The organism is Flavobacterium sp. H4147, assembly GCF_029360735.1.
GTDB lineage: Bacteria > Bacteroidota > Bacteroidia > Flavobacteriales > Flavobacteriaceae > Flavobacterium > Flavobacterium endoglycinae.
In genome coordinates this window covers 627,137-641,885 of the sequence record NZ_JARKNB010000003.1, presented here as the reverse complement: position 1 = coordinate 641,885, position 14,749 = coordinate 627,137, and the positions used below count along the sequence as shown (strand labels likewise).

Here is a 14,749-nt window from a genome sequence, read left to right as displayed (position 1 = left end):
AATTTTAAAATTTTAAATATAAAAAATCCAAATTCCAATTTTAAACTTGGAATTTGGATTTTCTTTTTTTATAATTTAATAGTTTAAACCCTATTATAATCGGCTCTCCAGTGCACGATTGCTTTTTTGATCGCATCGCCGCTGAGGTTGTTCTTTACCGCATCTTCAATTAACGGAAGAATCTCATTGTCTGGAGCGAAGCGAAGGGCAAAAATTTGAGCATCGGTTAATTTATGTTCAAATTCTTCTAGACGTTTTCCAGTTAACGTAAAGTAACGATAACGAAGTTCTAAGCGAACAATTCGGTTTTGAAGAATTAAAGCATAATGCTGGCGAAGCATGAGTGCCAAGAAGAAAAGAAATACGAAAATAACGCTTATAAATGACCAGATAAGCGTTTCGTCTGTTGTATAGGCAAAATAAATGCTTCCTGCTAAAAACAATGTCAGAAGCGGATAATACACAAAATGGTGCGGGGTGTAAAATCGGATATGGTTGTAATACGTTTGTATTTTCATGATTTGGAGGGAATTATAAATTTGAATTAAAGGTAAAAAAGAAAGCTACCCTAAATGAATAGAATAGCTTTTTTCTCAAAAATAAACTAACATAACCAATGTTCTCTTTATAATCTAAACTTGTCACAGTTTGTCTTAGTAATAATCAATAATGAAGAAAAAGCCTCAATTGCATCATTCATTTAAATGGCTTTGATTTCTTGATTGTAAAATTACTTAGGGATGCGAAATTTCGTGTTATATTTTAAACTTCAAATGTTATATTATTTCAATATTTGTTATTTTTTTTTAGTACGAATTAGTATAATGAACGAATGATTTTCCATTCTTCTAATTTTGATTGATACGTTTTGCTGGCATTTGCAGGACTTGTAGAGGGTAAAGTAATCAAATTATACTCTTTTTGTAAATGAACATATTTTTTAAAGAAAGCAGCCGCCTTTTGTCCGTTGAATAAAATCGTTTTAATATTAGGATGGTTTTTAAGGAACGTTTCAAAATCGTTGGCAATTTCATTTTTAATGGCACTGTCCAGACTTCCCACACGATCACAATATTGAAGCACATCCCATAAGGCAACATTATTTTTTAGCAGAAGTTTTTTTCTAATTTCATAATCAGTTGAAAAGTCTTCATTAAAAATGGTAAATAAAAATTTCCAGAAGTTATTCTGGCTGTGTCCATAATATTGATTGAGTTCTAATGATTTTGTTCCAGGCATTGTTCCTAAAATCAGGATATTAGAATTAGGTGAGCTGATAGGAGAAAAGGAAAAGCTTTTCATTTTATTGAATTAAGAAATAATTTGTTTGAGTTAAAATAATCATTAATTAGTAATTATAAAACAATTGCCGAAAATTATATAACATTTTTGGTCTGTCTTTGGGCGAACTTTGGAGTCAGCTTTTCAAGCCAATTACAACGGCTTATTTAAGAGTTTATTTAAAATTACCAATTTAAATTTAGACGACATGAAAATAGTTACCTTACATACAGACAAAATTCAAAATCTTTTTAGAGAATTGAGTACTAACTTCGGCGGAAAAGTAACTTGTGACGTTGACGAATATACACTCGAAGTTAACAACAATTTAGTTAAAGGCTCTATTATGGGAGCTTCTTTCAACGATAATATTTCATATGTGCAGTTTGATATGACATTTTCGGCTGATATTCGAATGGATATCACGAACGGAAAATCGGCACCAATTTATTTTGCATATTGTTCAAAAGGTAATTTATCGCATAGTTTTGGTGTTTCGGCAGAAGTCAGAAAATTAAAAACATTCCAGACTGCAATTGTAACTTCAAAATCAGCGAAGGAAAATAATTTGTTTTTTGAGAAAGATAAAAAGACAAAATTTACTTTAATTATTGTGGGAAGCCAGCCAGAAGTAAATCAGGCAAATTCACTAAACCAAATGGTTAGAGATACTTTTTTTCAAGAAAATCCTGAAGAAGAATTCTTTTATGCAGGGTCGTACAATTTGAAAATAGGAGAAAAAATAGAACAGCTTAATGCTGTAAATCAAACCGGAATTGTTAGAAATCTTTTAAAAGAAGGTATTCTAAGAATTATTCTGGCAATGGAAATCCAACAGCATTCAGATGATTTAAAAGCTTTTTCAAAAGAAACCAACTGCTTGTCTTTAAAAGAAATGGAAGAAATCAAAGAACTTTCAGAAGCTATAAAAGCAAATCCGGAAGAACCATTTACAATTAAATCATTAAGCAAAAAATCAGGTTTATCTCCAAATAAACTTCAAGAAGGTTTTAAAATGATTCATGATAGAACGGTAAATGATTACATTACCCACATGCGCGTTTTAAAAGCCGAAATCCTTATTAGAACTTCAGATTTAAATATTTCTGAAATTGTGTATTGCATTGGATTTACGAGCAGAAGTTATTTTTCTAAAATTTTCAAACAAAAATTCAACTGCAGTCCAAAAGAATACAAGTTTAATTTAAATCCGTTAGCTATTACAGCATAATATATAGTTGCAAAGGTTCAAAGATGAAAAAGTTACAGAGGTTTAACTACTTTGCATCTTTGAGCCTTTGAACCTTTGTCTCAAAATCTTTTGCAAAAAAGATTTTTTTTATACATTTGCATAACTAGTTATATAATTAATTATTTATGGAGTTTTTTGATAAAGTAGGGAAAGCGGCTTTGGGGAGCCGTTTGCGTTTAATGACAGCTGTTGTTACCGATGATGCTGCTAAAATATACGAGTTGTATGGAGTGGATTTTATGCCGAAGTGGTTTCCTGTATTTTATACGCTGGCAGAAGAAAGAGAAATTACCATTACCGAAATTGCAAACGAAATTGGACATTCGCAGCCATCTGTGAGTAAAATTATTCAGGAAATGACCGTTGCAGGATTGGTGCAGGAAAGTTTAAAAACAGATGATAAACGTAAAAATAACGTTGTTTTATCAGAAAAGGGACTTTTGATATGGAAGAATGTTCAGCTGCAATTACAAGATGTTGACAAAGCGATTGAAGGGATTATTTCGGAAGCGAAACACAATTTATGGGCGGCGCTTGAAGAATGGGATTTTTTACTGCAGCAAAAATCATTGCTAAAAAGAGTAAACGAACAGAAAAAACAGCGAGAAAGCCAGAAGGTAGAAATTGTAGAATATAAACCTGAATATCACGAAGCTTTTAGATCGTTAAATGTCGAATGGATTTCTACTTATTTTGAAATGGAAGAAGCCGACTATAAAGCGCTTGATAATCCTGATGAATACATCCTAAATAAAGGTGGAAAAATTTTTGTGGCTTTGTACCAAAATGAACCTGTTGGTGTTTGTGCCTTGATAAAAATGAACAATCCTGAATACGATTATGAAATGGCTAAAATGGCGGTTTCACCAAAAGCACAAGGCAAAAGTATCGGCTGGCTTTTAGGACAGGCAATTGTTAATTCGGCCAGAGAATTAGGGGCCAAGAAAATCTATTTAGAAAGCAATACAATCTTAAAACCTGCTATAAACTTATATTACAAATTAGGCTTTGAGAAAGTCTATGGTTTGGAAACTCCGTACAAGAGATGTAATATTCAGATGGAGTTGGTTGTTTCTTAAAAAAAGGTTCTAAGGTTCTGAGATACTAAGATTCTGAGTTTTTTTCTTAGTATCTCAGAACCTTAGAATCTTAGCATCTTTAAAAAATCACCTTCCGAAGCGGTAATATTCCAAATCCAAATTCTTTTTATTATTAATGGAATCTAAAATCGAATTGATTCCCATAACGCTGAAAGTGATTCCGTTTCCACCAAAACCTAGAATGTAATGTTCATTTTTCTTAGGATTTGGTTTTCCGAAATAGGGAAGTCCGTCTTTGGTTTCGCCGAAAGTTCCTGCCCAGGAATAATCCAGTTTGAAATTAAAATCAGGAAAACGTCTCTTAAACTGACGCATCAAAAAACTTTCTTTCTTCGGAATTAATTTATCTCGTTTATTAGTATCTCTAAAATCTTCGTCGCCGCCTCCCATAATAATTCGGTTGTCGGCAGTTGTGCGGTAATAAAAGTAAGGAGAAGAAGTATCCCAGATAATAGCATTTTTTAAGATTTCGGGTATTTCCTCAAGAGATTCTGAGGCAACAGCATAGGTGCTTTTTAAATCAACTACTTTTTCTTCCAGTGTTTCTGTGCTTTCGTAACCACTGCAATGTATGATATGATTTGCCGTAATTGTAAATTTATTTTCGGTGTGAGCAACAGATTTTCCTTTTTGTGTTTGAATAGAAGTCACATTGGTTCTATCAAAAATAAGCATGCCTTTTTCCTGACAGTATTTAAGGATATCATTTGCCAGTCTAAACGGATCCATAACAGCGGCCGTTTTCGATTCTATGGCAGCAATGGCTTTTAAGCCTAGCTTTTCGAGATCGTATTTATTCATCCAGCTTACGTCAAAATCATGCTGTTTTCTAGCTTTAAATTCATTTTTTAAAAACGGAATGTCCTTTTTATAGGAAGTAAAATAAATACTTTTTTTAAATTCAAACCCACAATTGCTTTTTACTTCATCAATAATCTGGCGGATATCGAATATGGCTTTTTTTCCGTTTCGGAAACTGTCTACAGCACATCTTTCACCTCTCAGTTTAATTAATTCATGCAGTGGTACATCGACTTCATATTGAAGTAAAGCAGTACTTGCAGCAGTACTTCCGTTACATACGTCGCGACGATCAACCAGTACCACTTTTTTTCCTTCATTAATTAATTTATAGGCAGCCAAAGCCCCGGTAATACCGCCTCCGATTATTAATATTTCGGTATCGACATTAGAGTCTATAGAGGGATAGCTAATATTCATGGCGCTGATTAATGGCCAGAATGTTTCTGTAGAGCGTAGTTTCATTTTTCAGTTTTAGTTCGTGTAGTACGATGTTTAGTTCGGTTTTTATCTTTATACTCATGCTGAGAGTGTGCCTCGGCAATCGAGTGGGAGGTTCGAATACTTTCGTCTTTTTTGGCGAGTTCGCTTAAACGATGGTAATATTTCTGAATGATTATCATTTCTTCTTCAGTCATATTTTCAATATCAACCAGACTGTTGCTGGAGCGTTCATTTGAAGCGACTAATTCGTTTAATTTTAACTGAATTGCCAATGAATCTTTATTCTGTGCTTTTTGAATCAGGAAAACCATTAAAAACGTGATAATAGTGGTTCCAGTATTAATTACTAATTGCCAGGTTTCTGAATAATTGAATAAAGGACCCGAAATTGCCCATCCAACGACAAGTAAAAATGCTCCGATAAATGCCGGTGTGCTTCCGGCAGCTTTACAAACCTTTGTTGCGAATTTTTCAAATGCACTGCCCCCATTTTGTGTTTTCTTTTTCATAGCATTGTAAATTAAGATTTGCGTTTGCTCACTTTTTCCTTTTTAACTACTTTATTATTTTTTTCATCGTAAACTGAACCCATTATTTTCTGGCCGGTTTTACTGAATATTTTGATTTTTGGATCTTGATGTGTTCCCGTTACTACGATTGGAAAACCAACAATTCCGAAAGGAGGAAGTCCTAATCGAACTCTCATATCCAAAAGTCCATCAAAACTCGTAGTTCCTTTTATAGTAGGTCTAAAACTTGCTACGCTGAAGGTAAAAGGTTCAACATGAATAAGATTGTTGTCAATATTTGATCTGATTTCAATTCCTTTCATGTTAGGATCATCTAAACCTTTTTGTCCTGTTTTAGAGCTTAAACCTTCAAATAATTTTAATCCTTTGATTTTTACATCACGAAGATTAATCGTTCCGCCTCCTTCAAGCGATTCGTAGATAGGACCCATATTTCCGTTTAAATCCCCTTTGATATTATAATCGACCGAAATGATTCCTTGTGCTTTTTCGGCAGCGGTTACCATGTCATGAAACATTGGAATTTCTTTATAAGCGCGCTGTACGCTGAAATCTTTAGCGGTAAAATGTGCATCAAAATGTGCTGTTGTAGGCGATTCATCTTTATAAGAAGCATTAATTCCTAAAATACAGTCAATGATGTTTAAAGTGGTATTTTCTAAATAAAAACCACCTTTTGCGATTCCCACTTTTCCCGAAAGTTTGTTTAGAGCAAGTCCGTTGTATTCGACTTTGTCAGCATTTGCGGTAAGCGAAACATTTAGGTTTTTTGGTATCATGACCACACCGCTCATTTTTGGATGATCTTCTTTGGCGTATTCGACTTCAATTTTTCGGTCTTTGTTTTCGCCTTTTTCCAAAGCCATAAACTCATCTACATTAATGAGTTTGGATTTCATATTGAAATTCCCGCTCAGCGTTCCGTGCGATTCGAGAAAATAATTAATGGTATTTAAAAGATATCCATTGATGTCGAAATCAGATTTTCCGTAAGTAGCATTGAATTTTTCAAACCACATTTTTTCATTTTGAAAACGGAAATTTCCCTGCTTAATGAAAAAAGGTTTCGGAAATAATTCTGATGTTGCTTTTATATTTTTGAGCAGAATTGTTCCGCGATTGTCTAATTTATTGTATTGTCCGTTTGTAGCGTAGCTTTGTTTGCCTTTGAGTGAAAGATCGGCTTTGGCATAACCCGTTACATCAAGTCCTTTTTGTGAAAACACTTGATAGATTCGGCCAACATTTAATTCGCCTTTTATTTTGGCATTATAAGCCAGATCACTAAAATCAGATAAGGCTGCATTTACATATACTGGATTTCCTTCAAAAGTGAAAGAAGCGGGCGCGACAGCTACAATTAAATCTTCGTAAGTTCCAGCTTTGTTAAGCGCATTGGCTACAAAAGTGATATTGGTAATTGGGTTTGGATAATATTTGGTTTTCAGCCAGCCGTTTCGCAATGAAATACCGCCGATTGTTTTAGGAAATAGTTTCTTTGAAGTGCTGAAAAGTCCTTTTGCTTTAATATCAGTTTTTAAAATTCCTTTTACATCTACAGTATTTAAGCCTAGTGCAGCATCTACTACAGCAAGATCGAGAGCACCTTTTACGCTGGCATCCAGATTCATTTCGCTAAGACCTTTGCTTCGTAAATAGGCATTGAAATAATCTTTTTCGCCAACTTTAAAACGGAGCGTTCTTAGGTTAACCATTAACTGCTCTGTGTCGAGTGAAGGCAGCAGGGCATTTAAATCCATTTGGAAATCGGTTAGAGGAACAGGCGCATCTTTATAATTTACGGCTCCGTCGCCAATTTTTAAATTGAAGGCTAAATTTGGTTTTAGTTTTTTGGCCACATTGTAATCTCCTCTAAACGAAAGTACGAGATCACTTCGTCCTGAAACTTCCGTTTTATCCAGCCAGGTTAAATATTCCGGAGGCATAACGGATAATAAATCTTTTACGGTTGTGTTTTCGGAAGCGGCTTTGATATTGATTTTATAACCATCTCGTAAAATCGTAAATAAACCAGTAAAAGTTAAAGGCAGTTTGTTGATCTGTAATTCATTTTTTTGAAGAATAAACGAAAGCGCATGAGTATTAATTCGGGTAATTAAGTCGGCGTGAACTTGTTTTTTTCGAAGATAAGCGGTTCTGTTGTAATAGAAATCAAGTGTGTCTATTTTTGCATCGGTATTAAGGTCAAAAATGTCTTCGCTTAAATTTCCTTTTCCGATGTAATTAAATCCTTTGGCATCGACTAAAATTTTAGCCGAACGATCATTGTATTTTACATGACAGTTTTCTAAATCGATTCTTTCCAATTTAATGGCAGTTCCTTCTTCGGGTGCATTGGGATCTTTTTTTTCTTTTCGGTCTTCTGGTGCAACATAAATGTTGTAATTGGCCTGACCTTTTTCGTTGACCATTACATTGATTAGGGCATCGGAAACATATAATTTATTGATTTTAACTTCATTGTCAAAAATCAGTCGTTTGAGGTTAATCCCAAATGCAACTTGATCTGCCCGCAGCAATGTATCGTTTCCAAAAGGTGCCGAACCTGTAAGCGATAGATCGTCTAGTGAAACGGTCAAAGAAGGAAAATGGGTAAAGAACGAAAGCTTTGATTTTGAAAATTCCATTTTCGTGTCGAGCCTCTCATTTGCTATTTTTTTTACTTCAGAAGCAATTTTTCCGGGGAATAGTAATGGAAGCACAAAAAGTAATAACAGGATTCCTGCTATTACTATTCCTGTCCATTTAAGGATTTTCAGGCTTATATTTTTAAATGAGGCTTTCATGGCGTATATCTTTTATTGTTTCTTTTCAGACTCCTTCTGCTGTTTTTCTAGCTTCTCTTTTTCCTGCTTTTCTTTTTCTTCTTTAGCTTTCTGTTCTTTCTCAAGTCTTTCCTTTTCTTCTTTGGCTTGCTTTTCTTTTTCTTTCTCAGCCTCTTTTTGCTGTTCTTCTTTTTTCTCTTTTATTTCTTTCTGCTTTTTTGCTTTTTCCTTCTCTTTTTTCTTGAAATACCCTCTAAGCAGGAAATTACTTTTTGCAGCTTCCATATTTTCGCTGAAACCTTTTGTACCGCTTTCTAGGTTAGTTAAGGTATTAGAAACACTGTTTGCCATTTTATCATCGCGTACCAATCTTGCCAATGCCCCGTTTCCGTTGTTCATACTGTGGCTGAAAATGGCAATTTCATCAGAAATAACCCCAATATTATCTACGCTTTTCTTAACGCTTTTCATAATATCGTTCATTTCTATTCCATCAATTGAGGCTATGGCGCCATTGTCTTCAACGACTTTTGTCGATTTTACTCCCGGCGTGATTGTAAGCACTTTGTCGCCCATTAAACCATCAGATCCAATACTGGCACGGGCATCTGTTTTAATGAATTTGCGAACTTCATCTTTTATGACCATTGAAACCACTACCGAAGAATCGTTTATCAATCGGATGGCTTCGACGGTACCAATATTGATTCCTGAAAAACGAACATTGTTTCCCACTTCCAGTCCGCTTACAGTTTTAAATTTTGAGTTAATGTGGAATGTCGAGCCAAATAGGTTTTTTTGTTTTCCGATAAAGTAAATGGCCATTATAAAAAGTAATAGCCCAACTGATACAAACATTCCTAATTTCCAGGTATATCCAGATTCTTTTTCCATGATTTCTACTATTTTATTTTGCTTTGCTTTTATTCAAAAAATGAACGAACCCATTCGTCTTCGTCTTTCTCCAGTTCTTCATAAGTTCCTTCCGCATGAATGGCTCCGTCTTTTAAAACCATAATTCGGTCAGCCGTCATTTTGGCGCAGGCCATATCGTGTGTAATGATTATAGATGATGTTTTTTGTTTGTGTTTAATGTCCAGAATCAACTGGCTGATTTCTCTAGATGTAATAGTGTCAAGTCCTGTTGTAGGCTCATCGTATAAAATAATTTCGGGTTTTAGGATTAATGTTCTCGCAAGACCAATTCGCTTACGCATTCCTCCAGAAAGTTCTGATGGCATTTTATCGATAGCTTCTTCTAAACCTACATTTTCAAGTGCTTCTTTAACTTCTTTTTCAACTTCTTCGGCATTTAAATCTCTTCTGTGGGCTTTTAGTGTAAAGGCTAGATTTTCTCGAACCGACATCGAATCATATAAGGCAGCGCTTTGAAATAAGAATCCTATTTTGACTCTGATTTTATTCAGCTCATTTTTATCAAGATTGAGTACATTTTCATCAAATACTTTTATCTCGCCTTTGTCTGGTTCTATTAAGCCAACAATACATTTTATGGTAACCGATTTTCCTGAACCTGAGCGTCCTAAAATGACTAAATCTTCGCCTCTGTTTACGGTTAGATTAACGCCTTTTAAAATAGCATTATCGCCAAAAGTTTTGTGCAGATCTTTGATTTCAATAATCGGCTTTTGATTTTTTTCTTTTGGTTTTGACTCGGTATTTTTCTTTTCCTTTATCATTTTAAAAAAATAAATCGGTTATCTGTACGGCTACCATATCAATAATAAATATGCTTAAAGAGGCTGTAACTACGGCAGAGTTTGCAGCGCGTCCAACACTTTCAGTTCCATTCGAAGCGGTAAATCCTTTATAACAGCCAATCATTCCAATGAAATAGCCAAAAAAGAAGGTTTTTATCGTAGCAGGAATTACATCAAGAAATTCCAATGACTGAATAATTTGATTGAGATATCGATAGAAGTTGACATCTCCATGAATGTTAATTCCCATATAACCGCCTACAATGCCAATTGCATCTGCGAAAAACACTAAAATGGGAACCATTAAGGTACAAGCCAGAATTCTGGTTACGACTAAATAATTATAAGGATTTATAGCCGAAACTTCCATGGCATCAATCTGTTCGGTTACTTTCATTGAACCTAATTCGGCACCAATTCCAGACGAAATTTTTCCGGCACAGATCAAAGCTGTAATTACGGGAGCAATTTCTCTAATTAATGAAAGTGCCACCATTCCAGGAAGCCAGCTTTCGGCACCAAATTTTACCAGAGTTGGTCGTGATTGTAAAGTCAAAACCAATCCCATAATAAAACCAGTTATGGCTACGAGCGGAAGGGATTTGTAACCAATGATATAACATTGTTTCAAAAACTCTTTTGCCTCATAAGGAGGAATAAAAACCTCCTTAAAAAACCGCTTTGCAAACATAGTTGCATCACCAATTTGTGTGAATGTATTTTTTAAGCTGAGAATCAAAATGTTTTTATTTTAGGTTGTGAAATAGATTTGTAATCAATACTTTAACAATTTTTTCCTGTTTTGGAATTATATATGAAAGTTACCTTAATACTTGTTAAAAAGTTTTACAAAACTTTTGAGGATGCTTATATAATTTTCATTTGAAGGCAATAATTACGAGGGATTCACGTTATGGCACTTGCAAAAACAAAAAATCCCTTTCATTGAGAAAGGGATTTTCTGGGTTGTAATAGAATTTTGGTCAGCTTTTTTTTGAATTCTATTATGAGTTTATAGCGACACCACTTCGGGTTTTAACTAAGGGAATAACTTTAGACTCTGATAAAGCGAAATTTTCCATTAACAATCTGGCGGTCAAATAACAAACTGTTGATTCTGCACCTTGATTTAAATTTACATTTTCTTTTTCAAGCCCGTCATAACCACCTCCGCTCACCGGATTGTACATAATCTGGTTTAAATGGTTTTTACCTAAAAACCAATTAAAGGCAATTTTCATTTTCTTTCTATATTCAGGAGTTTTAAATGCGTTATAGAAAGCATTTAAAGTTTGAATCGTATACGTAACATCTATTGGCTGTTCTCCATATTCTGCTGGTTGTGCATCTTTATGATACCAGCTTTGGTTCGAAATGGCTTTAAAGTTGCCATCAACAAATGTTTTCGATAGTAAGAAATCAAGTGAATCTAATGCCACTTTTTTATAAACTGGTTTGTTGGTGATTAAATAAGCATAAAGCATAGATTCTGGTAAAATTCCGTTTCCATACGTTAAATAATTTTCAAACCATTGCCAGTCTTCTGTAGCAGTATCTTCATAGTTAGCCAATAATTTTGCGTTTAGTTTATTGATAATTGCTGCAACGTATAAATTTGGAATTGTGCTGTGGTACAAATACAGACCTTTTGTTGCAAAACCAATTGAACGAGGCGATTGAATATTTTCTGCCCATTTCAAAGAATCTAATAAGCATTTTGATGCTTTTTTAGAAATATTGTCAGGAAGGATATCTGAGTTTGCAACCACAGTACCTAAAGCCCAGATAGCTCTTGCATTTGAATCTTCTAAATTAACTTCGGCATTTTGTTCAATGTGTTCACGATTTTCCTGATCGACATAATTGATGAAATCTCCTTTTGGTCTTTGACATCTTTCGATAAAATCCAGATAAATCAAAATGTATGGAAGATCGTCTTTATCACGCGTTAATTTGTAATGCATACAGAATGCAATTAAAGCACGTGCATTATCATCTAATGTGTATCCTGATTCCAGATCTGGAATTGAAATTTTGCTAAATTGAATAATTCCAAGATCGGTAGTTAATTTTTTGATGTGGCGTAATTGTATATCCGGATATGTATATTTAATTTCAGGCGTGTTTTCCATTAATTTTTTATAGGTATTCATGTGGGTTAATCCCGCATTTTCCCAAGATGAAGCTCTCATTTTAGATAAGGCGTTAATAGCCATTTCATATCGTAGATTTTCATTAGAAATTAATTGTAAAGCTGCTTCTGCAAATTGATCTACATTTCCAATATCTACTAAAATACCGCAGTCTGAAGTCAATACTTCTTTAGTGTGTGGAATTTTTGATGCTACCATCGGACAAGCACAACTCATAGCATAAGCAAAAGTGCCGCTTACTGCCTGATTTGGATCTTTTGATGTAAACATATAGATATCAGTTGCTTTTAGGTAATCTAAAAGTTCTTCTGTTTCTAAATATTGATTGATGAAACGTACATTGTTTTGTAGATGTAATTCCTCAACAATTGCTTCTAGTTTATCACGATAAGCATCGACACCATCAATAATTAAATTTGGATGGGTTCTGCCAATGATTAAGTATAATACATTTGGTTCTTTTTCGACAATTTTTGCCAATGCATGAAGCCCGGTTTCAATATTTTTACCTTCGCCCAAAAGTCCGAAAGTAGATAATACAATTCGATCTTGAATACCGTATTTTGCTTTTGCATCTTCTGGTTTTTCGTAAATTACAATATGAGTTCCGTGTGGCACAGTTGTAATTACTTCATCTTGAATTTCGTAATCTCTCATCAAAATTTCTTTTGACTGATTTGTCATTACAAAAACCGAATTACTGTAGCTTAAAAGCAATTGTACAAACGTTTTTAATTCGTTATTTGGGTTTGGGATGACACTGTGGAAAGTATAAGTTACCGGCTTTTTAATAGTATTTAAAAAGTCAAGCAGATGATCTCCATAATTCCCGCTAAATAAACCAAATTCATGCTGAATATGAACCAGTTTTACGTTTTCATCTTTATTGATTTCTTCCGCAACCTGTGTATATTCTTCTCGGTTTTTGGTATTTAAAGTATACGCTTGTGTTTTATTTTCTTTTGGTTTGTCTACCAATTCGCAAATTTCACAAGTTATAGATTTACCAAAAACATCAGTAATACCTTTTATAGTGTCCTGCGTATAAGTTGCAATGCCGCATTGAGTTGGAGGAAAAGTAGAAAGAAAAACTATTTTCGATTTATTTGATATCGTCTTCATGGGGATTCTGTTTTATTTCAGTTAATAAGTCGTTAAGGTTCAAAGAAGCCACCGCAATCTTATCATCGGCGGCACCGTAATAAATATATAATTGGTCATCAAAAATGGCTGTTCCTGTTGGGAACACAACATAATTTACGTAACCATGTCTTTCGTAATGTTCGGCTGGGGTAATAATTGGTTTTTTTAATCTTGCAATTACTTTAGAAGGATCGTTAAGATCTAATAAAGCGGCACAGGCATGATAAACTAAACCTTTTTCACGTCGTTCTGCAGCATGATAAATAATCAGCCAGCCATCTGCAGTTTCTATTGGCGGAGCTCCAGGACCAATATGACTTGTTTCATGATCGTATTTGGGCTCCATAATGATATAATCTGGCAGATTTTTCATGTACTCTTTCCAGAAATCAACCGTTAATTCACTTTTCTTTTCAAATGAAACAATTTGAATAGAAGGGAATAGTCGATGCAGCGCTACAAATTTTCCGTTAATTTTCTTCGGAAAAAGAACTACATTTTTATCCCAGACAAATAAATTCTCTTTTATGGTTTCGGTTAGAGGATAATTTCTTTCGGTATTAAAAGCCAGAATTTTTGCAACACTCGGATTTTGCAAATGTTTACGAATCAGATTGGTAAATTCATGCAAAATAAATTTCGGAGTAATAATGCCTTTCTTTTTAAATTTTTTCAAATCTTTCGATACAGCTAAAGCACCGCACGCATTGATACCATCATATGTGACATACGTCAAATAAAAAGTATCGTCTATTTTAGTAATCCTTGGATCTTCAACACCATGAATTTCATAAATATATTCAGGTATAAAAATTGGTTCCGGGCTACGTTTTACTAAAGTTTTTGGTCCTTCAAATCTGCAGTATCCAATAGTTGAAAAATTTCCTCTTTTAGCGGCTCTGTAAAACATATGCACCGTATTTCCATCCTGATAAACAGCAGGATTTAGTACGCCTAATTCTTCGAAACTTCGATCTGATTTTTCTAAAATTACTCCGTGTTTTATTGCTGTAATGTTTTCCTGAGTAGTGGCTAATTCCATATGGCTTGTAAATTTTGTCTAAAATTACTTTCATAATCAAGCGAGAATTAATCCAATCGATCAAAAAATTAACTCTAAAGCTTCTGGATGGGAATTGTATAACGTTAAAATTAGAATTCTAAAAACCTTAACTAAAAAATGTGATTTGTAATTGATTGGGATAAAAACAGTGTTTTTGAGTTAAAGTTATCTGTATACAAATTAGAACTTTGAGATACAAACAAGTCAGACTTTTAAAAAAGTCATATTTCTAACTTAAAATTTAATATTATGTTACGTTGGACAGTCACTTTTATAATTTTGGCTATAGTAGCCGGAATTTTTGGTTTTGGAGGAATTGCCGCTGGAGCCGCTAGTATCGCAAAAATCTTATTCTTTATATTTTTGGTTTTATTTATTATCTCATTAATAAGCGGAAGATCGAGAGTTTAGATTGTAGTAGTTATACAAATAAAAAAAAGCGAAATCAGTATACATCTTGATTTCGCTTTTTTAT

13 protein-coding genes are annotated in these 14,749 nt (G+C 34.0%); 3 read left to right on the top strand and 10 right to left on the bottom strand.

The window, feature by feature from the left end; translation table 11 throughout:
- Window positions 1-83: 83 nt before the first annotated feature.
- The gene (locus P2W75_RS16740; protein WP_276381366.1) at window positions 84-518 is read right to left on the bottom strand and encodes a DUF6526 family protein; all 435 of its coding nucleotides are present in this window, start codon (window positions 516-518) and stop codon (window positions 84-86) included.
- A gap of 298 nt (window positions 519-816) precedes the next feature.
- Window positions 817-1,302, bottom strand: a complete 486-nt coding sequence (locus P2W75_RS16735; RefSeq protein WP_276381365.1) for a DNA-deoxyinosine glycosylase — start codon at window positions 1,300-1,302, stop codon at window positions 817-819.
- A gap of 187 nt (window positions 1,303-1,489) precedes the next feature.
- Here P2W75_RS16735 and P2W75_RS16730 point away from each other — a divergent pair, with 187 nt between their 5' ends.
- Complete coding sequence (locus tag P2W75_RS16730; protein ID WP_276381364.1) at window positions 1,490-2,512, top strand: AraC family transcriptional regulator; 1,023 nt, start codon at window positions 1,490-1,492, stop codon at window positions 2,510-2,512.
- 146 nt (window positions 2,513-2,658) lie between these two features.
- Complete coding sequence (locus P2W75_RS16725) at window positions 2,659-3,612, top strand: helix-turn-helix domain-containing GNAT family N-acetyltransferase (RefSeq protein WP_207295721.1); 954 nt, start codon at window positions 2,659-2,661, stop codon at window positions 3,610-3,612.
- Window positions 3,613-3,699: 87 nt separating this feature from the next.
- Here the strand turns inward: P2W75_RS16725 and P2W75_RS16720 are convergent, their stop codons facing one another.
- From P2W75_RS16720 to P2W75_RS16685, 8 genes are all read right to left on the bottom strand, one after another.
- On the bottom strand, window positions 3,700-4,899 hold the full coding sequence (locus tag P2W75_RS16720) for an FAD-binding oxidoreductase (protein ID WP_207295722.1): 1,200 nt from the start codon (window positions 4,897-4,899) through the stop codon (window positions 3,700-3,702).
- On the bottom strand, window positions 4,896-5,387 hold the full coding sequence (locus P2W75_RS16715; protein ID WP_207295723.1) for a low affinity iron permease family protein: 492 nt from the start codon (window positions 5,385-5,387) through the stop codon (window positions 4,896-4,898). The genes P2W75_RS16720 and P2W75_RS16715 overlap by 4 nt, the downstream gene beginning before the upstream one ends.
- 11 nt (window positions 5,388-5,398) lie before the next feature.
- Window positions 5,399-8,215 (bottom strand): AsmA family protein, encoded by a 2,817-nt coding sequence (locus P2W75_RS16710; RefSeq protein WP_276381363.1) that lies wholly within the window; start codon window positions 8,213-8,215, stop codon window positions 5,399-5,401.
- A 12-nt stretch (window positions 8,216-8,227) separates the two neighbouring features.
- Entirely contained in the window at window positions 8,228-9,088 is an 861-nt protein-coding gene (locus P2W75_RS16705) for an MlaD family protein (RefSeq protein WP_207295725.1), read from the bottom strand.
- A gap of 29 nt (window positions 9,089-9,117) precedes the next feature.
- The gene (locus P2W75_RS16700) at window positions 9,118-9,894 is read right to left on the bottom strand and encodes an ABC transporter ATP-binding protein (RefSeq protein ID WP_207295726.1); all 777 of its coding nucleotides are present in this window, start codon (window positions 9,892-9,894) and stop codon (window positions 9,118-9,120) included.
- 1 nt (window position 9,895) lies between these two features.
- Window positions 9,896-10,654: an ABC transporter permease gene (locus tag P2W75_RS16695; protein ID WP_207295727.1), complete on the bottom strand. Its 759-nt coding sequence runs from the start codon at window positions 10,652-10,654 to the stop codon at window positions 9,896-9,898.
- Between the two features lie 265 nt (window positions 10,655-10,919).
- Window positions 10,920-13,190 carry a glycosyltransferase gene (locus P2W75_RS16690; RefSeq protein WP_276381362.1) on the bottom strand — a complete coding sequence of 757 codons (2,271 nt, stop codon included), beginning with the start codon at window positions 13,188-13,190 and terminating at the stop codon, window positions 10,920-10,922.
- Entirely contained in the window at window positions 13,171-14,253 is a 1,083-nt protein-coding gene (locus P2W75_RS16685; RefSeq protein WP_276381361.1) for a pesticidal protein Cry7Aa, read from the bottom strand. Before P2W75_RS16685 ends, P2W75_RS16690 begins: the two co-directional genes overlap by 20 nt.
- Before the next feature lie 270 nt (window positions 14,254-14,523).
- Here P2W75_RS16685 and P2W75_RS16680 point away from each other — a divergent pair, with 270 nt between their 5' ends.
- Window positions 14,524-14,685 carry a DUF1328 domain-containing protein gene (locus P2W75_RS16680; protein WP_071638579.1) on the top strand — a complete coding sequence of 54 codons (162 nt, stop codon included), beginning with the start codon at window positions 14,524-14,526 and terminating at the stop codon, window positions 14,683-14,685.
- Window positions 14,686-14,749: the final 64 nt, after the last annotated feature.